The organism is Streptomyces sp. NPDC020983, from assembly GCF_044333485.1.
In the GTDB taxonomy this organism is placed as follows: Bacteria; Actinomycetota; Actinomycetes; order Streptomycetales; family Streptomycetaceae; genus Actinacidiphila.
This window is the reverse complement of sequence record NZ_JBIRRA010000008.1, coordinates 26938-43065: the sequence shown is the minus strand read 5'-3', so window position 1 is coordinate 43065 and position 16128 is coordinate 26938. Positions and strand designations below refer to the sequence as shown.

The following is a 16128-nucleotide window of genomic DNA, read 5'->3' as shown; positions in this document are numbered from 1 at the left end:
GGCGCGCGGTTCCCCGCCCCCCGCGTGCCCACCGCCGCGCGCGGCGGTGGGCTCAGGGACGTGTCAGGACGGCGGTCACGCCCTGGCCGCCCGCGGCGCAGATGGAGATGAGGCCCTGCGCGGGGCCGCCGTGCGCGGCGAGGTGGTGGGCCAGCGTGGCGACGATCCGCGCTCCCGTCGCGGCGAAAGGGTGCCCGGTCGCGAGGGAGGACCCGGCGACGTTGAGCCGGGTGCGGTCGACGGGGCCCAGCGCGGAGTCCAGCCCCAGCCGGGACACGCAGTAGTCCTTGTCCTCCCATGCGGCCAGCGTGGCCAGCACCTGCGAGGCGAAGGCCTCGTGCACCTCGTAGTAGTCGAAGTCGCCCAGCCCGAGCCCGGCGCGGGAGAGCATGCGCGGGACCGCGTAGGCGGGGGCCATGAGCAGGCCCTCGGCGCCGGAGACGAAGTCGACCGCGGCCGTCTCGTAGGCGGTGAGGTAGGCGAGGGGTTCGAGGCCGCGGGCGGCGGCCCACTCCTCGGAGGCGAGCAGGACGACGGCGGCGCCGTCGGTGAGCGGCGTGGAGTTGCCCGCGGTCATCGTGCCGTCGGGGCCGCCGTAGACGGGGCGCAGCCGGGCGAGTTTCTCGGGCGTGGAGTCGGGGCGGAGGTTCTGGTCGCGGGTGAGGCCGCGGAAGGGGGTGAGCAGGGGCTCGAAGAAGCCCCGGTCGTAGGCGGCGGCGAGCCGCTGGTGGCTGGTGGCGGCCAGTTCGTCCTGGGCCGCGCGGGTGATGCCCCACTGCGCGGCGGTGAGGGCGGCGTGCTCGCCCATGGACAGGCCGGTGCGCGGCTCGGCGTTGCGCGGGATGTCGGGGACGAGGTGCCGGGGGCGTACGGCGGCGAGCGCGCGGGCGCGGCCGCCGAGGGTCCTGGCGCGGCGGGCGGCGAGGAGGGTGCGGCGCAGCTGGTCGTTGACGCCGAGCGGCGCGTCGCTGGTGGTGTCGGCGCCGCCGGCGATGCCGCTGTCGACGACGCCGAGCGCGATCTTCGCGGCGACGGCGAAAACGGCCTGGAGGCCGGTGCCGCAGGCCTGCTGGACGTCGTAGGCCGGGGTGTCCGGGGCGAGGACGGAGCCGAGGACGGTCTCGCGGGCGAGGTTGAAGTCCCGGCTGTGCTTGAGGACGGCGCCTGCGGCGAACTCCCCCACCCGCTCGCCCGCGAGGCCGGTGCGCTCGGCGAGGCCGTTCAGCGCCGCCGTGAGCATGTCCTGGTTGGACGCGGTGGCGTAGGGGCCGTCAGCGCGGGCGAAGGGGATGCGGTTGCCGGCGATGACGGCGACGCGGCGGACGGTGTGCATGCGGTCTCCCGATCTTCCGATCTGCGTGACTCACCAGTAGCCTTACCGCCGGTAAACTTACTCCAGAGTAAGGAGAAGGCCAATGGCCGACCGCTATCTCCGCGCCACCGGCACCGCACCCGGCCGCTTCCTCGCCCGCCGCCTGGGCCTTCCCCTGCCCGTCCCGCTGCGCCGCCACTCCGCGGAGACGCCCGAGCTGCCCGGGCCCGTCCTCCGCCTCACCGCGGGCGGGACCCCGCCCGCGGCGCCGGACCCCGCGAGCGGCCCGCGCCCGGCCGGCGGCGCGCCGTACGGCGGGATCGTCGTCGACGCCACCGGGGTCGACGGGCCCGGCGCCCTCGCCGGGCTGCACCGCAGCCTGCACCCGCTCGCCCGCTCGCTGGCCCCCTGCGGGCGGGTCGTCGTGCTCGGCGGGCGGCCGCAGGACGGCGGCTTCGCGCGGGCCGCCGCGCAGCAGGCGCTGGAGGGCTTCGTCCGGTCGTTCGGCAAGGAGATCGGGCGGGGCTGCACCGTCAACCTCGTACGGCTCGCCCCGGACGCCGAGCCCGGCCCGGCGCTGGACTTCCTGCTCTCGCCGCGCTCGGCGTACGTCAGCGGGCAGGTCGTCGAGGTGGCGGCGGCGCCCGCCGCGCCCGCCGCCGAGGGACCGCGGACCGCGCTGGTCACCGGCGCCGCACGCGGCATCGGCGCCGCCGTCGCCGAGACGCTGGCCCACGGCGGGGCGTCCGTCGTCCTCCTCGACGTGCCGCAGGCGGGCGAGGCGCTCGCCCGGCTCGCCGCGCGCCTCGGCGGCACGGCGCTCACCCTCGACATCACCGCGCCCGACGCGGGCGAGCGCATCGCCGCGGCCCTGCCCGCGGGCCTGGACGTCCTCGTCCACAACGCGGGCATCACCCGCGACCGCAAGCTCGCCAACATGGCCGCCGACCGCTGGGACGCCGTCATCGACGTCAACCTCGGCAGCGTCCTGCGCACCACCGCCGCGCTCCTCGACGCCGGAGCGGTCGCCGACCACGCCCGGATCGTCGGCACCGCCTCCATCGCGGGCATCGCCGGGAACGTCGGCCAGACCAACTACGCCGCCTCCAAGGCCGGGATCATCGGCTGGGTCCGCGCCCTCGCCGCCGACGCGGAGCTGCGCGGGCGCGGCATCACCGCCAACGCCGTCGCGCCCGGCTTCATCGAGACCGCGATGACCGCGGCCGTACCGCTGGTCATCCGCGAGGCGGGCCGCCGGATGAACTCCCTCGGCCAGGGCGGCCGGCCCGTCGACGTCGCCGAGACCGTCAGCTGGCTCGCGGCGCGCGGCTCCGGCGGGATCAACGGCCAGGTCGTCCGCGTCTGCGGCCAGTCGCTGCTGGGCGCCTGACGTGGCGCCGCTCATGCTGACGCTCGGCCGCGGCGCCCTCACCGGGCTGGCCAAGCGCCCCTCCGCCGCCTCCCGCCTCACCCCCGCCCGGCTCACCCGGGAGGCCGTACGCGTCGACCCCGCGCGGGCCGCCGCGTACGCCCGCGTGTGCGGGTACGAGCCCGGGCCCCTCCTCCCCCTGACCTACCCGCACGTCCTCGGCTTCCCGCTCGCGGCGCGGCTCATGGCCGCCCGCGCCTTCCCGCTGCCGCTGCTGGGGCTCGTCCACACGTCCATCGCCCTGCGCCGCCTGCACCCCCTGGCGGTCACCGACCGCCCCGACCTCACCGTCCGCACGGAGGAGCTGCGGCCGCACCGGCGCGGTACGGAGGTCGTCGTCGTGACCGAGGCGCACCTCGCCGGCGAGCTCGTCTGGCAGGACGCCAGCACGTACCTGGCCAGGCACCGCGTGCCGGACCGGGAGACCCCGGCGGCCGCCGCCCCCGGCGGGCCCCCCGGCCTGCCCGCCGTCGCGACGTGGGATCTCGCCGGCGACCTCGGCCGCCGGCACGCCCGGGTGAGCGGCGACTACAACCCCATCCACCTCACCGCCCTCACCGCCCGCCCCTTCGGCTTCCCCCGCGCGATCGTCCACGGCATGTGGACGGTGGCCCGCTGCGCCGCGCTCGCCGCCGGGGCGGACGCCCTGGAGGCCGAGTTCCGCCGGCCCGTCCTCCTCCCCTCGACCGTCGAGTTCGCCTCCGCCGGCGCCGACTTCGCCGTACGGTCACGCGCCGGCGTGCACGTGGTGGGCACGCTGGGCTGACGCCTGCCGAGGCGGCGCCGCGCGGGGTCACCGCGCCGCGAGGACCTCCGCGGGGAGGGCGGAGAGGGTGGCCAGCGCGGCCAGCAGGGCGGCGGACTGCTCGGGCGTCAGATGGCGGGCCAGCAGGGCGTCCTCGCGGGACTGGATCGCGTTCTGCGCGGCGTCGCGGAGCCGGATGCCTTCCGGGGTGAGCGCGAGGAGGCGGACACGGCGGTCGGCGGGGTCGGGCGTGCGGGTGATGAGCCCGCGGGCCTCGAGGTCGGCGAGGACCCCGATGATGCGGGTCTTGTCGGCGCCGATGGCCTCCGCGAGCGCGGCCTGGCTGCGCAGGGGCTCGGGATCGAGCCCGAGGAGCACGGAGTAGGCCCACATGGTGAGGCCGTGCTCGCGCAGCAGCGGCAGCTCCGCCGCGGTGAGGGCGCGGCCGAGGGGGACGATCATCGCGGCGAGGTCCTTGCGGGGCGGGCGGCGGGCGGCGGACATCGCAGGAACTCCCTTGACAGACGATAAGCTCTCGCAGACGATAAGCACATGCCTACCGATATCGAACGGCTCCGCGACCTCGACGCACGCGCGGTGCGGCTGAGCACCGGGCTCGTCCGGCAGTCGACCGTAGCCGATCTGCACCGCCCCACCCCCTGCGAGGGCTGGGACCTCGCGGATCTGCTCGGGCACATGACGGCCCAGCACCGCGGTTTCGCCGCCGCCGCACGGGGGGCCGGCGGCGGGACCGCGGCCTGGGCCGTCGTGGAGCACGCGGACCCGGCGGCGGCGTACGCGGCCGCCGCCGCGGACGTCACCGCGGCCTTCGCATCCGTGGGCGACCCCGAACAGCCCTTCACCCTGCCGGAGTTCAGCACCGGCCCGGACTTCCCCGCCCGCCTGGCGATGGGCTTCCACTTCCTGGACTACCTGGTCCACGCGTGGGACGTCGCTGTGGCGCTCGGCGTGCCCTTCACCCCGGACGCCGACCTCGCCGAGGCCGCGCTCCCGATCGCCCTGGCCGTACCCGACAGCTCGCCGGCCTTCGCCGGGGCGCTGCCCGCGGCCGCGGACGCCGACGCGCTGACCCGCGTCCTCACCCGGCTGGGCCGCGCCCCGCGCCCGTGAGGCAGCTCCACCGTCCCGCCGTCTAGATCGCCTGGGCCAGACCCGTCCAGGCGAAGGTCATGAGGGAGCCGGCCAGCTCACGGGCGGGCGGCGGCTCGGGGGCGGTCGACGCCCACGCGGCGAGCGACTCCGCGGCCCCCACCAGGGCGTGGGCGTACGGCGCGACGGCCCGGGTGTCGGGGGCGCCGCACGCGGCCGCGATGAGCCCCGCGGCGAAGTCGACGATCCGCGCCCGCAGCCCGGCCACCTCCGCGGCGAACGGCTCGCCCACCGTGCGGGCCTGCGTGTAGAGCACCGTCCAGCCGTCGGGGTGCGCCGCGGTGTGCCCGAAGAAGCCGAGCAGCCCGCTGCGCAGCTGCCGCTCCGGCGGCGCGTCCGCCTCGACGGCGTCGCGCACGGCCGCGGCCAGGGCGTCGGCCTCCCGCCGGATGCACGCGGTGAACAGCGCGTCCTTGGACTCCAGGTACAGGTACACCAGCGGCTTGCTGACGCCCGCCGCCTCCGCGATCTCGTCCATCGACGCGGCACGGAAACCGCGGCGCGCGAAGACCGCGACGGCCGCGTCGAGCATCTGCCGCTCGCGCTCGGCCCGCGGGACCCGCTTGCCCCCCGCCGCGGGCATCAGGCGGTGTGCGCGGCGCCGTCCCGCGCGGCGTCGTCCGCCGCGTCCTCCTGCTGCTGGTTGGCGGCCAGGTTCCGCCGGGTGCGCTCGACCCTGTCCGAGACCTGGGTCGCGGCCTGCTCGCGCACGTTGCGCAGCAGGACGAAGCTCAGCGGGGCGGACACGATGAGGGCCAGCAGGGCGACCCACAGGTAGTTCGAGTCACCGAGCCCGGCCGGCAGGACACGCAGCCGGACCAGCCCCCAGATGACACCGAAGCTCGCGACGATGAGGCCGAAGCGCATGGCGGTGTACCTAAGCATGCTCCCAGTGAAGCACGCCGCTCCCCCTCCGCCGGGAGCGGCCCCCCGAAGCCGCCCGGCCCGTGGCCGCGGGCCGAGGGGGCCGGAGAGCCAAAGGATCAGAGGGTCAGAGGGTCAGGAGCATCATGATGTCGTCGCGGTCGTCGCCCGGGGCGACGCGTATCGCGTCGGGGACGCGGCCGACCTCCTTGTAGCCGCACGCCGCGTAGAAGGAGTCGACACCGGTGCCGCCCCGGCACGTGAGGCGGATCGCCTCGATGCCGGGGAGGGCGCGGGCGGCGGACTCCGCCGCGGACATCAGGACGCGGCCGTAGCCGCGGCCCTGGTGGCGGGGGTGGATCATGACCGTGTAGAGCCAGAGCCAGTGCCGCATGAGGCGGTGCTCGTTGAAGGCGAGGAAGACCGTGCCGGCCACGCGGCCGTCCTCGTCGCGGCCGACGAGCAGCCGGCGGCCGCCCCGCGCGACCGCGGCGAGGGAGGCGTCGAGGGTGGGGCGGATGTCGTCGGGGGTGACGGGCGGGACGAAGCCGACCGCCCCGCCCGCGTTCGTCACGTCGGCCCAGAGCGTGAGGATGCCCTCGCGCAACTCGTCGTCCAGCACGGGGTCCAGCTCGCACGTAAGGGTCATAGATCCAGAGTAGCCATTACGTGGAGCCGGGTCCCCGTGAAGCGGGTCACACCCGCATGGGCTGCGGGGAGTCGCGCCGGGAGCCGTCCGGGCCCGGGTACTCGCGGATGATCTCGTAGCGCGTGTTGCGCTCGACCGGGCGGAAGCCCGCGTCGCGGATGAGGTCGAGGATGTCGTCGCGGGTGAGCTTGTTGGGGGTTCCGTAGTCGTCCGCGTCGTGCGTGATCTTGTACTCGACGACCGAGCCGTCCATGTCGTCGGCGCCGTGGTTGAGGGCGAGCTGCGCGGTGGACAGGCCGTGCATGACCCAGAAGACCTTGACGTGCGGCACGTTGTCGAAGAGCAGCCGGGAGACGGCGAAGGTCTTGAGCGCCTCCGCGCCGGTGGCCATCGTGGTGCGGGCCTGCAGGGTGTTGCGGACCTTGCCGTCCTTCATGTCCACGAAGTCGTGCTGGTAGCGCAGCGGGATGAAGACCTGGAAGCCGCCGGTCTCGTCCTGCAGCTCGCGCAGCCGCAGCACGTGGTCGACGCGGTGCCGGGGCTCCTCGATGTGGCCGTAGAGCATGGTGCACGGGGTCTTGAGTCCCTTGGAGTGCGCCAGCCGGTGGATGCGGGACCAGTCCTCCCAGTGGGTGCGGTGGTCCACGATGTGCTGGCGCACCTCCCAGTCGAAGATCTCCGCGCCACCGCCGGTGAGGGACTCCAGACCCGCGTCGATCAGCTCGTCGAGGATGTCGGAGGCGGACATCCCGGAGATGGTCTCGAAGTGGTGGATCTCGGTGGCGGTGAAGGCCTTCAGCGAGACCTGCGGCAGCGCCTCCTTGAGGGCCTTGAGCGACCGCGGGTAGTAGCGCCAGGGCAGGGTGGGGTGCAGGCCGTTGACGATGTGCAGCTCGGTGAGGTTCTCGCCCTCCATGGCCTTGGCCAGCCGGACGGCCTCCTCGATGCGCATCGTGTACGCGTCCTTCTCGCCCGGCTTGCGCTGGAAGGAGCAGTACGCGCACGAGGCGGTGCACACGTTCGTCATGTTGAGATGGCGGTTGACGTTGAAGTGGACGACGTCGCCGTTCTTCTGGGTGCGCACGTGGTGCGCGAGCCCGCCGAGCCACGCGAGGTCGTCGGACTCGTAGAGGGCGATGCCGTCCTCACGCGTCAGCCGCTCGCCTGCGTAGACCTTCTCTTCCAGCTCCCGCTTGAGCCCCGCGTCCATGTGCTTCTCCTCCTGCCGGGATCGACCGCCCCGGCGTCCGACCATACGCTCAGGCTTCCTCGGGCAGAGCGCCGACCCGGTTCTCCCACTTCGTGGACAGCACGATCGTGGTACGGGTGCGGGCCACGCCCTTGGTACCGGACAGCCGGCGGATGGTGGCCTCCAGGCCGTCCACGTCGTTGACCCGGACCTTGAGCATGTAGGAGTCGTCCCCCGCGATGAACCAGCAGTCCTCGATCTCGTCGAGGTCGCGCAGCCGCTCGGCGACGTCCTCGTGGTCGGCGGCGTCGCTGAGCTGGAGGCCGACGAGCGCGGTCACGCCGAGGCCGAGCGCGGCGGGGGCCACCGTGGCGCGGTAGCCGGTGATCACCCCGGCCTGCTCCAGGCGGTTGATGCGGTCGGTGACGCTGGGGCCGGACAGGCCCACCAGCCGGCCCAGTTCGGCGTACGACGCCCGGCCGTTCTCACGCAACGCCTGGATGAGCTGTCTGTCCACCGCGTCCATCAGGGGGGACCCTCCTGTTCGTGCCGCGACTGCGCTGTCTGGACACGAATCTAAGGCATGGCGGGGCCTGCGCCCTGCGCATCTGCCCGTGCGAGGCCGCCCTGCCAGCGGCGGTAGAGGGTGTGCGGCACCCCGGCCGCGTCCAGGGCGCGGCCGGCGACGAAGTCGACGAGGTCCTGGATGTGCGTGGCGCCGGTGTAGAAGGCCGGCGAGGCGGGCAGGACCGCGGCCCCGGCGTCGTCGAGGGCGACCAGGTGGCGCAGCGTCTGGCCGTTCAGCGGCGTCTCGCGCACCGCCACGACCAGCGGGCGGCGCTCCTTGAGGGTGACGCTCGCGGCGCGCTGGAGCAGGTCCTTGGACAGCCCGAGCGCCACCCCGGCCACGCACGCGGTGCTGGCCGGCACGATGAGCATGCCCCTGGCCGGGTACGACCCGGAGGACGGCCCGGCGGCCAGGTCGCCGGCCGGCCAGTGGCGTACGCGGTCCAGGTCCGGTACGGGGTGGGCGGCCGGGTCGCCGTCGGCCCCGCGGGCGAGCAGCCGGGCGAGGTCGGCACGCCAGTGGGCGTCGCGGAAGGGCCCGCCGGTCTCGTCCAGCAGGGTGAGCCGGGCGGCGCGGCTCACGACGAGGTCGACGTCCTCTCCCGCGGCCAGCAGTGCGCGCAGCACCGCGGCGGCGTACGGGGTGCCCGAGGCACCGGAGATGCCCACCACCCACGGGGTGCGGAACGGTCCGGCCTGCGGTTTCCCGTCCTCCTGCTGTGCGTCGTCCACGCGGACGAGGGTAACCGGCCGGGCCGGGGGCCGCCGCGGGGAACCCGTCGGGCGCCGCCGGCGTCCTCCAGGAGTAAGGAGTACCGGGAGTGGCGGGCCCGCTCGCCGCCGCGAGGCGGCCGGGAGTCAGGGGGGTTGGCCGTGGCGTACGGACACACCGCGGACGGCGGGAGGCGGTCATGAGCGTCCCGGGCGCGCTGCTCGCCCCCGTACGGGCCGGCGGCCGGGTGGCCGCGGCGGGCGCGCTCATGGGGGGCTGGCTCGCGCTGCTGTGGGGCATCGAGGTGGTCAACGCGCTGAGCGGTCAGCGGCTGGACACCTACGGCATCACCCCGCGGCAGGGCGGCGAACTGCTGGACGTCGTGCCGGCCGCCTTCCTGCACGTCGGCTTCTCCCATCTGGCGTCCAACAGCCTGCCGCTGCTCGTCCTGGGCTTCATCGCGGCGCTCGGCGGCATAGCCCGCTACCTCGCGGTGGCCCTGACCGTCGTGGTGGTCAGCGGGCTCGGCGTGTGGCTGACCGCGCCCGCGCACAGTGTCACACTCGGGGCGTCCGGGCTCGTGTTCGGCCTGTTCGGCTACCTGGTGGTGCGCGGCTTCGTGGACCACCGGGCGCTGGACGTCATCGTGGGCATGGTCGTCGGCGTCCTCTACGGGTCGATCCTGTGGGGGGTGCTGCCGACGGCCACCGGGGTGTCCTGGCAGGCGCATCTCTTCGGTCTGGCCGGCGGCGTCGTGGCGGCGTTCCTCTTCCGCGACCGCTCGCAGGCGCGGGCCTCCTGACGGAGCGGCGGCCTCCGCTGCCGTAACCCGGCAACCAGGAGGCCGCGCACCGGCTGACATGTCCCGTCGAAAGCGCAGCGTCGGCACAGGTAACCTTCAGTCAAGTTTGCGCAAAGTCCGTCGGCACGGAAGTGCCCGGCGGCGAACGAGGAGTTCGACATCAACAGCATCCGCAAGGGTCTTGCCGCCGCCGCAGTCGTGGCACTGATAACCGCGGGCGCCGCCGCCTGCGGCGACGACGAGCCCAGCACCCCTCAGGGCAAGGTCTCCAACGCGTTCACCCACCTCGGCGACCAGAAGTCCGTCACCGTCGGACTGTCCTTCGACGGCTCTGCGCAGCAGATCTACGCGGCGATGAAGGACCAGGACGACTTCGACCAGTCCGACGCCAAGATGCTCGCCGGTCTGAGGATCAGCGCCGCGCTCAGCTCCCCGAAGCCCTTCGCCCAGCTCAAGCAGGGCGACGAGGGCGGCAGCGTCGGCTTCACCGTCGCCTCCGGCGCCTCGGACGGCAAGGACGGCACCACGCTCGTCGGCCTGCGGTCGGTGGACAAGAAGGTCTACCTGAAGGTGGACCTCAAGGCCATCGCCGGGCTCGACCCGTCCGACAAGGACCTCCAGGAGCTCGGCAGCGCCGCCGACTCGGCCGACCAGATGCCCTCCTCCTTCGCCTCGGTGAAGACGCTCGTCAAGGGCGGCTGGGTGTCGCTGGACCCCAAGAGCTTCACGGACTTCTTCAAGTCCCTCGGCTCGCAGGGCGACGACGCCTCCGGTGACTCCGACAGCTCCGGCGACGACCCGCTGGCCGGCCTCGGCCTGCCGACCGGCCTGCCCACCGGCCTGCCCACCGACCTGGCGAACAAGAGCCTCACGCAGCTCATCACCCCGCTGCGGGAGTCGCTCACCCGCGACGCCAAGCTCACCGACCTCGGCACGAAGGACGGGGCGGACCACATCCAGGCGTCCATCCCGGCCCGCGCCCTCGCCAAGGACCTGCAGAGCGGCCTCGGCTCGCTCTCCAAGTCGCTGCCCGGCGACGTGACGAAGGGCCTGAACGACGTCCCGGACAAGACGGTCAAGCTGGACCTGGCCATCAAGGACGGGAAGTTCACCCACATCACCGTCGACCTCGCCCAGTTCGACGACACCATCCACGGCACGCTGCCGCTGGACGTGTCGATCGACGACGAGGCCGCCCCGGTCAGCGCGCCCTCCGGCGCCCAGCAGCTCAACCCGCAGGACCTGATGGGCCTGGTCATGTCGCAGCTCGGCGGCTCCGACGACGGCTCCGGCGACTCCAGCGCCTCCGACACCTCGGACACCGAGGACCTCAGCGGCGCGCTGGACGACCTCGACTTCGACGCGAGCGACTACTGACGGCCCCGCGCGCGGCCCCGGTGGCTCAGCCGCCGAGGCCGCGCGCGAGCAGGTCGCACAGCGCGAAGGCGAAGAGCGTGATGCCGATGACGCCGTTGACGGTGAAGAAGGCCCGGTTGAGCCGGCTCAGGTCGTGCGGCCGGACGATGGAGTGCTCGTAGAGGAAGGCCCCGGCGACGATCGCCAGGCCCGTCCACCAGAAGCCGCCCGCGTCCGTCAGGACGCCGTACCAGACGAGCAGCGCGGTGGTCACGACGTGGCTGCCGCGGGCGCCGTGCAGGGCCGCCGGGATGCCGAAGCGGGCGGGGACGGACCTCACGCCGTGCGCGCGGTCCGCGGCCACGTCCTGGCAGGCGAAGATGAGGTCGAAGCCGCCGATCCACACCCCGACCGCGAGGCCCAGCACGACCGCGGGCCAGGACCACGAGCCGGTCACCGCCAGCCACGCCCCGATCGGGCCCATGGCCTGCGCCAGCCCCAGGATGGCGTGCGGGAAGTTCGTGAAGCGCTTGCCGTACGGGTAGACGACCATCGGCACCACCGCGACCGGCGCGAGCGCCAGGCACAGCGGGTTGAGCAGCGCGGCCGCGCCCAGGAAGACCACGAGGGCGACCAGCGCGCCCGTCCACGCGGTGCGTACCGACAGCGCCCCGGTGACGAGTTCGCGGGTCGCCGTGCGCGGGTTGCGGGCGTCGATCTCCCGGTCGATGATCCGGTTGCAGGCCATCGCGAAGGTCCGCAGGCCCACCATCGCCACGGTGACCAGCAGCAGGTCGCCCCAGTGCACGTGCCCGTCCGTGCGGAACATCGCGGTGAGGGCCGCGATGTAGGCGAAGGGCAGCGCGAAGACCGAGTGCTCGATCATCACCAGCCGCAGGAAGGCCCGCACGCGGCCGTCGGGCCGGTGGCTGGGGCCGATCAGGTCCGGGGTCGCGGTGTCCGCGCTCACAGGCCGTACTCCCTCCATCGGCGGTCGACCTTCGCCGCCGTCTCCGGGTCGGAGAGCACCATCTCCGGCCAGCCCCCGTCCCGCGTGTAGCCCTCCTCGGGCAGCTTGCGGGTCGCGTCGATCCCGGCCTTGCCACCCCAGAACTGCTGGTAGGAGGCGTGGTCCAGATGGTCGACGGGTCCTTCCACGACGGTGAGGTCGCGGGAGTAGTCGGTGTTGCCGAGCGCCCGCCAGGCGACCTCGTGCAGGTCGTGGACGTCGCAGTCGGCGTCGACCACGATGATCAGCTTGGTCAGCGACATCATGTGGGCGCCCCACACGGCGTGCATGACCTTCTGGGCGTGCTTCGGGTACTTCTTGTCGATCGAGACGATCGCGCAATTGTGGAAGCCGCCCGCCTCCGGCAGGTGGTAGTCGACGATGTCCGGGACGATGACCTTCAGCAGCGGCAGGAAGAAGCGCTCGGTGGCACGCCCGAGCGGCCCGTCCTCGGTCGGCGGCCGGCCGACCACGATCGACTGGAGGACCGGCCGCCGGCGCATCGTCACACAGTCGATGGTGAGGGCGGGGAAGGGCTCCTGCGGGGTGTAGAAGCCGGTGTGGTCGCCGAACGGCCCCTCCGGCAGCGTCTTCCCCGGCTCCAGCCAGCCCTCGATGACGACCTCCGCCTGCGCGGGCACCTGGAGCGGCACCGTTTTGCAGTCGACCAGCTCGATCCGCTTGCCCTGCACGAAGCCCGCGAAGAGGTACTCGTCGATGTCACCGGGCAGCGGGGCGGTCGCCGCGTAGGTGACGGCGGGCGGGCAGCCGAAGGCGATCGCGACGGGCAGCCGCTCGCCGCGCCGCTGGGCGGCCTGGTAGTGGTTGCGGCTGTCCTTGTGGATCTGCCAGTGCATGCCGATGGTGCGCCGGTCGTGCCGCTGGAGGCGGTAGAGCCCGAGGTTGCGCACGCCGGTCTCGGGGTCCTTGGTGTGGGTCAGGCCCAGGTTGAAGAAGGAGCCGCCGTCCTGCGGCCACGTGAAGAGCGCCGGGAGCGCGTCGAGGTCGACGTCGTCGCCGGTCAGCACGACCTCCTGGACGGGCCCGTCCTTGACCTTCTTCGGCGGCACGTGCAGCATCCCGGACAGCTTGCCGAAGGCCTCCCGCACACCGACGAAGCCGTGCGGCAGCTCGGGCTTGAGCAGCCCGGCGATCTTGTCGCTGATCTCGGCGTAGGACTTCAGGCCGAGCGCCTTGAGCAGCCGCCGGTCGGTGCCGTAGACGTTCATCGCGAGCGGCGCGGCCGAGCCCCGCACGTTCTCGAAGAGCAGTGCGGGGCCGCCGGCCTTGTTGACCCGGTCGGTGATCTCGCCGACCTCCAGGTACGGGTCGACCTCGGCGGTGATCCGCCGCAGGTCGCCCTCCTTCTCCAGTGCCCGGAGGAACGAGCGGAGATCGTCGTAAGCCATGGGCCCCAGTCTCGCATCCCGCCCGGCGGCGCCGGGTCAGACCCCGGCGTAGGAGTGCTTGCCGCCGACGAAGATGTTGACGCCGTAGTAGTTGAACAGGAAGCACGCGAAGGCGATGAGGGCCAGGTAGGCGGCCTTGCGGCCCTTCCAGCCCGCCGTGGCGCGCGCGTGCAGGTAGCAGGCGTAGGCGACCCAGGTGATGAACGCCCAGGTCTCCTTGGGGTCCCAGCCCCAGTAGCGGCCCCAGGCGGCCTGCGCCCAGATCGCCCCGGCGATGATGGTGAACGTCCACAGCGGGAAGACCAGGGCGTTCATCCGGTACGCGAACTTGTCCAGGGTCGCCGCGGCCGGCAGCCGCCGCATGATGTCGCCCCAGCGCCCGTCGTCCGCCCTGCCCGCGGCGACCGCGACCTCGTAGTGGTCGCGGAAGAGGAACAGCAGCGTGCCGACGGCGGCGAGGTAGAAGACCGCGCCGGAGATGATCGCGCACGACACGTGGATCCACAGCCAGTACGAGTGCAGCGCCGGGACCAGCTGCTCGCTGCTGGTGTAGAGGACGCTCAGCGCCAGGCCGAGGTCCAGCAGCACGGTGGTGGTCAGGAACAGGCCGATCCAGCGGACGTTCTTGCGCAGCGCGAGCAGCACCAGGTACGTGCCCACCGCGACCGCGCCGAAGGTGGTGGAGAACTCGTACATGTTGCCCCACGGGGCGCGCTCCACCGAGGCGGCGCGGAAGGCGACGCCGCCGGCGTGCAGCAGCCACGCGAGCACCGTGAAGGAGACGGCGATCCGGCCGTACAGGTCGCCCTTCTCGTTGCCTCCCGCGGCGCCGGGCCCGTCCTCCATGCCACGGTCGCTCGCCGAGGCGCGGGTCACGACGGCCGGGCGCTCCAGGGTGACGGTGCCGCCGCCCGCGGTCTTCACCGTGACCTGCTGCGCCGCCCTCCTGCGGGCCGCCTCGGCCTCCTCGGCGGCGGCCTGCTGGGCGCGCCCCTCCTCGGTGAGCGCGGCGGACTGCACGGCGATCTTGCTGCGCCCGCCGAAGACCCACTCGGCGAGGTGCGCGAGGAAGGCGAGCGTGTACACGAACATCGCCGAGCGGATCAGGTAGTTGCTGTAGTTCGCGAAGTTCTCGTTGACCGCGGCAGCGATGTTCACGCGCGCGCTCCTTCGTCGTCGGTCGCTGGGGTGTCGGGTCCTGACCCGGACTCGGGTGGTGCGGCGCCGCCGCCCTCCGGTTCGGGCGTGACGGGCGCGTCGGGCAGCATGTGGACGGCCACGTCGCCCAGCTCGTCGGCGATCCGCGCGGATTCGCTGCGGCCCAGGCCGCCGAGCTCGACGACCGTCCCGCCGTCCTTCCCGGCGCTCGCCCGCACCCAGATCCGGCGGCGCTGGATGAACAGCGAGCCGGCCAGGCCCAGGATCGCGCCGACCCCGCTGACCAGGGCGCCGAGGTTGCCGGACTGGTGGGAGATGGTGAAGCTGGCCCAGGTCTCGATGCCGTCCAGCCGCAGGCTGCCCGCGCCGTCGGGCAGTGTCATGGTGTCGCCCACGCCGAGCAGGTCGGACAGCGGCGAGCCGTCCGGCTTCCTGAACTGCGTCAGGTGGGTGTCGTCGAGCTGGTAGACGTTCTGCTGGACCCCCGCGTCCAGGCCGAGGTCGCCGTGGAAGGCGTTGACGGCCAGCCGCGGGTTCTGCAGCGTCGGGAAGGTCGAGTACATGCCGACCGTGGTGTTCGCGGCGAAGGTCGGGGCGAAGACGCCGCGGAAGCCCAGCTGGTCGGGCTTGCCGTCCTTGCCGATCGCGTCCGGGACCTTGATGACGCCGAGCGAGGTGAGCGCCGAGTCCTGCGGCAGGAACGGCACGGTGGTCTGCACGGCGTTGCCCTGGCCGTCGGTCACGGTGACCTTGACCGCGTAGCCGTGCGAGATGAGGTAGACCTTCTCGCCGCCGATGCTCAGCGGGTGGTTGACCGAGATCGTGCCCTTGGTCGTCTTCGAGTCGTCGGTGCCGGTGTAGTAGCGGATGTTCGCCTGGAACTTGAGGGCGGTGCCCTTCTCCGGGCCGCTCGTGGCGTACTGCGAGTCGAAGCTGTCGAGCTTGAAGCCGAAGGGCTGGAGATCGTCGGCGCCGTACCAGGTGCCGCCGCTGAAGTCGTCGTACTGCGTCAGGTTGTTGACGAAGCCGTCGCCCTCGACGACCAGCTTGCCGCCCTCGGCCTTCTCCAGCGACGTCAGCGCGAAGGCGACCAGCAGGCCGAACAGCGAGACGTGGAAGAGCAGGTTGCCGAACTCCCGCAGGTAGCCCTTCTCGGCCGCGACCGAGGTGCCCGTCACGCTCGTGCGGAAGCGGCGCCCGCGCAGCACCCTGCGGGCCGCCTCGGCGACCTGCTCCGGGCTCGCGTCGGTGCGCCAGGTGCTGTACGCCGGCAGCCGGGTCAGGTTGCGCGGCGCGGCCGGCGGGCGGGCGCGCAGCTGGCCGACGAACTGCCAGGTGCGCGGCACGATGCAGCCCGCGAGCGACACGAACAGCAGGATGTAGATCGCCGAGAACCACGGCGAGCTGTAGACGTGGAAGAGGCCGAGCCGCTCGTACAGCGGCGCCAGCGTGGTGTGCCGCGACTTGAAGGCCTCGACCTTGAGCTGGTCGTTGTGCTGCGGGATGAGCGAGCCGGGGATCGCCGCGAGCGACAGCAGGAAGAGCAGGATCAGCGCGATCCGCATCGAGGTCAGCTGCCGCCACATCCAGCGCAGCCAGCCCAGCACCCCGAGCCCCGGCATGTCGTTCAGGCTGTCGGCGGGGGCGGTGCTCAGCTGCGCGCCCGCCGCGCCCAGGTCGTCGCGCTCGGGCTGCCCGCCGCCGGGCGCGGCACCGCCCGTCCCGGCGTCGCCGGTTTTCTCCGTGATGCTCATGGG

General features: G+C 73.4%; 17 protein-coding genes. 5 read left to right on the top strand and 12 right to left on the bottom strand.

Annotation, left to right across the window (positions count from 1 at the left end; translation table 11 throughout):
- Positions 1–52: 52 nt before the first annotated feature.
- Positions 53–1333 carry an acetyl-CoA C-acetyltransferase gene (locus ACH4SE_RS19200; RefSeq protein WP_398544606.1) on the bottom strand — a complete coding sequence of 427 codons (1281 nt, stop codon included), beginning with the start codon at positions 1331–1333 and terminating at the stop codon, positions 53–55.
- An 82-nt stretch (positions 1334–1415) separates the two neighbouring features.
- On the opposite strand from ACH4SE_RS19200, the gene ACH4SE_RS19195 reads away from it, so the two are divergent.
- Together ACH4SE_RS19195 and ACH4SE_RS19190 are read left to right on the top strand one after the other, a co-directional pair.
- The gene (locus ACH4SE_RS19195) at positions 1416–2702 is read left to right on the top strand and encodes a 3-oxoacyl-ACP reductase (protein ID WP_398544605.1); all 1287 of its coding nucleotides are present in this window, start codon (positions 1416–1418) and stop codon (positions 2700–2702) included.
- Between the two features lie 13 nt (positions 2703–2715).
- Entirely contained in the window at positions 2716–3507 is a 792-nt protein-coding gene (locus tag ACH4SE_RS19190) for a MaoC/PaaZ C-terminal domain-containing protein (protein ID WP_398544604.1), read from the top strand.
- A 27-nt stretch (positions 3508–3534) separates the two neighbouring features.
- Here ACH4SE_RS19190 and ACH4SE_RS19185 read toward each other — a convergent pair whose 3' ends face one another.
- Positions 3535–3990, bottom strand: coding sequence for a MarR family winged helix-turn-helix transcriptional regulator (locus ACH4SE_RS19185; protein WP_398544603.1), 456 nt, complete (start codon positions 3988–3990; stop codon positions 3535–3537).
- A gap of 48 nt (positions 3991–4038) precedes the next feature.
- Between ACH4SE_RS19185 and ACH4SE_RS19180 the strand changes: the two genes are divergently transcribed.
- The gene (locus ACH4SE_RS19180; RefSeq protein WP_398544602.1) at positions 4039–4617 is read left to right on the top strand and encodes a TIGR03086 family metal-binding protein; all 579 of its coding nucleotides are present in this window, start codon (positions 4039–4041) and stop codon (positions 4615–4617) included.
- 22 nt (positions 4618–4639) lie between these two features.
- Here ACH4SE_RS19180 and ACH4SE_RS19175 read toward each other — a convergent pair whose 3' ends face one another.
- The 6 genes from ACH4SE_RS19175 to ACH4SE_RS19150 form a co-directional block, all read right to left on the bottom strand.
- Positions 4640–5239: a TetR/AcrR family transcriptional regulator gene (locus tag ACH4SE_RS19175; RefSeq protein ID WP_398544601.1), complete on the bottom strand. Its 600-nt coding sequence runs from the start codon at positions 5237–5239 to the stop codon at positions 4640–4642.
- Positions 5239–5541, bottom strand: coding sequence for a DUF4229 domain-containing protein (locus tag ACH4SE_RS19170; protein WP_398544600.1), 303 nt, complete (start codon positions 5539–5541; stop codon positions 5239–5241). The genes ACH4SE_RS19175 and ACH4SE_RS19170 overlap by 1 nt, the downstream gene beginning before the upstream one ends.
- 106 nt (positions 5542–5647) lie before the next feature.
- Positions 5648–6169: a GNAT family N-acetyltransferase gene (locus tag ACH4SE_RS19165; RefSeq protein WP_398544599.1), complete on the bottom strand. Its 522-nt coding sequence runs from the start codon at positions 6167–6169 to the stop codon at positions 5648–5650.
- 46 nt (positions 6170–6215) lie between these two features.
- Positions 6216–7379, bottom strand: coding sequence for an aminofutalosine synthase MqnE (mqnE, locus tag ACH4SE_RS19160; protein WP_398544598.1), 1164 nt, complete (start codon positions 7377–7379; stop codon positions 6216–6218).
- A gap of 49 nt (positions 7380–7428) precedes the next feature.
- On the bottom strand, positions 7429–7884 hold the full coding sequence (locus ACH4SE_RS19155; RefSeq protein WP_398544597.1) for an Lrp/AsnC family transcriptional regulator: 456 nt from the start codon (positions 7882–7884) through the stop codon (positions 7429–7431).
- A gap of 50 nt (positions 7885–7934) precedes the next feature.
- Positions 7935–8657 (bottom strand): UbiX family flavin prenyltransferase, encoded by a 723-nt coding sequence (locus ACH4SE_RS19150; protein WP_398544596.1) that lies wholly within the window; start codon positions 8655–8657, stop codon positions 7935–7937.
- A gap of 179 nt (positions 8658–8836) precedes the next feature.
- Here ACH4SE_RS19150 and ACH4SE_RS19145 point away from each other — a divergent pair, with 179 nt between their 5' ends.
- Positions 8837–9439 carry a rhomboid family intramembrane serine protease gene (locus ACH4SE_RS19145; RefSeq protein WP_398544595.1) on the top strand — a complete coding sequence of 201 codons (603 nt, stop codon included), beginning with the start codon at positions 8837–8839 and terminating at the stop codon, positions 9437–9439.
- Positions 9440–9637: 198 nt separating this feature from the next.
- Positions 9638–10816: a hypothetical protein gene (locus tag ACH4SE_RS19140; protein WP_398544594.1), complete on the top strand. Its 1179-nt coding sequence runs from the start codon at positions 9638–9640 to the stop codon at positions 10814–10816.
- A 25-nt stretch (positions 10817–10841) separates the two neighbouring features.
- Here ACH4SE_RS19140 and mqnP read toward each other — a convergent pair whose 3' ends face one another.
- Genes mqnP through ACH4SE_RS19120 form a run of 4 tightly spaced genes read right to left on the bottom strand, consistent with a single transcriptional unit; the run spans position 10842 to position 16125 of the window.
- A complete protein-coding gene (gene mqnP, locus ACH4SE_RS19135; RefSeq protein ID WP_398544593.1) occupies positions 10842–11765 on the bottom strand; it encodes a menaquinone biosynthesis prenyltransferase MqnP in 924 nt (307 codons plus the stop codon).
- The gene (locus tag ACH4SE_RS19130; RefSeq protein WP_398544592.1) at positions 11762–13213 is read right to left on the bottom strand and encodes a menaquinone biosynthesis decarboxylase; all 1452 of its coding nucleotides are present in this window, start codon (positions 13211–13213) and stop codon (positions 11762–11764) included. Before ACH4SE_RS19130 ends, mqnP begins: the two co-directional genes overlap by 4 nt.
- Positions 13214–13249: 36 nt before the next feature.
- Positions 13250–14371 carry a c-type cytochrome biogenesis protein CcsB gene (ccsB, locus tag ACH4SE_RS19125; RefSeq protein ID WP_398544591.1) on the bottom strand — a complete coding sequence of 374 codons (1122 nt, stop codon included), beginning with the start codon at positions 14369–14371 and terminating at the stop codon, positions 13250–13252.
- Positions 14368–16125 (bottom strand): cytochrome c biogenesis protein ResB, encoded by a 1758-nt coding sequence (locus ACH4SE_RS19120; RefSeq protein ID WP_398544590.1) that lies wholly within the window; start codon positions 16123–16125, stop codon positions 14368–14370. Before ACH4SE_RS19120 ends, ccsB begins: the two co-directional genes overlap by 4 nt.
- Positions 16126–16128 lie beyond the last annotated feature (3 nt).

What these genes read in the sequence shown, in the direction of transcription:
- ACH4SE_RS19145 (WP_398544595.1), top strand. Translation starts at nt 8,837, where the DNA reads ATGAGCGTCCCGGGCGCGCTGCTCGCCCCCGTACGGGCCGGCGGCCGG.
- ACH4SE_RS19195 (WP_398544605.1), top strand. Translation starts at nt 1,416, where the DNA reads ATGGCCGACCGCTATCTCCGCGCCACCGGCACCGCACCCGGCCGCTTC.
- mqnE (WP_398544598.1), bottom strand. Translation starts at nt 7,379, where the DNA reads ATGGACGCGGGGCTCAAGCGGGAGCTGGAAGAGAAGGTCTACGCAGGC.
- ACH4SE_RS19185 (WP_398544603.1), bottom strand. Translation starts at nt 3,990, where the DNA reads ATGTCCGCCGCCCGCCGCCCGCCCCGCAAGGACCTCGCCGCGATGATC.
- ACH4SE_RS19120 (WP_398544590.1), bottom strand. Translation starts at nt 16,125, where the DNA reads ATGAGCATCACGGAGAAAACCGGCGACGCCGGGACGGGCGGTGCCGCG.
- ACH4SE_RS19190 (WP_398544604.1), top strand. Translation starts at nt 2,716, where the DNA reads ATGCTGACGCTCGGCCGCGGCGCCCTCACCGGGCTGGCCAAGCGCCCC.
- ACH4SE_RS19130 (WP_398544592.1), bottom strand. Translation starts at nt 13,213, where the DNA reads ATGGCTTACGACGATCTCCGCTCGTTCCTCCGGGCACTGGAGAAGGAG.
- ACH4SE_RS19180 (WP_398544602.1), top strand. Translation starts at nt 4,039, where the DNA reads ATGCCTACCGATATCGAACGGCTCCGCGACCTCGACGCACGCGCGGTG.
- ACH4SE_RS19165 (WP_398544599.1), bottom strand. Translation starts at nt 6,169, where the DNA reads ATGACCCTTACGTGCGAGCTGGACCCCGTGCTGGACGACGAGTTGCGC.
- ACH4SE_RS19155 (WP_398544597.1), bottom strand. Translation starts at nt 7,884, where the DNA reads ATGGACGCGGTGGACAGACAGCTCATCCAGGCGTTGCGTGAGAACGGC.
- ACH4SE_RS19175 (WP_398544601.1), bottom strand. Translation starts at nt 5,239, where the DNA reads ATGCCCGCGGCGGGGGGCAAGCGGGTCCCGCGGGCCGAGCGCGAGCGG.
- ACH4SE_RS19170 (WP_398544600.1), bottom strand. Translation starts at nt 5,541, where the DNA reads ATGCTTAGGTACACCGCCATGCGCTTCGGCCTCATCGTCGCGAGCTTC.
- ACH4SE_RS19200 (WP_398544606.1), bottom strand. Translation starts at nt 1,333, where the DNA reads ATGCACACCGTCCGCCGCGTCGCCGTCATCGCCGGCAACCGCATCCCC.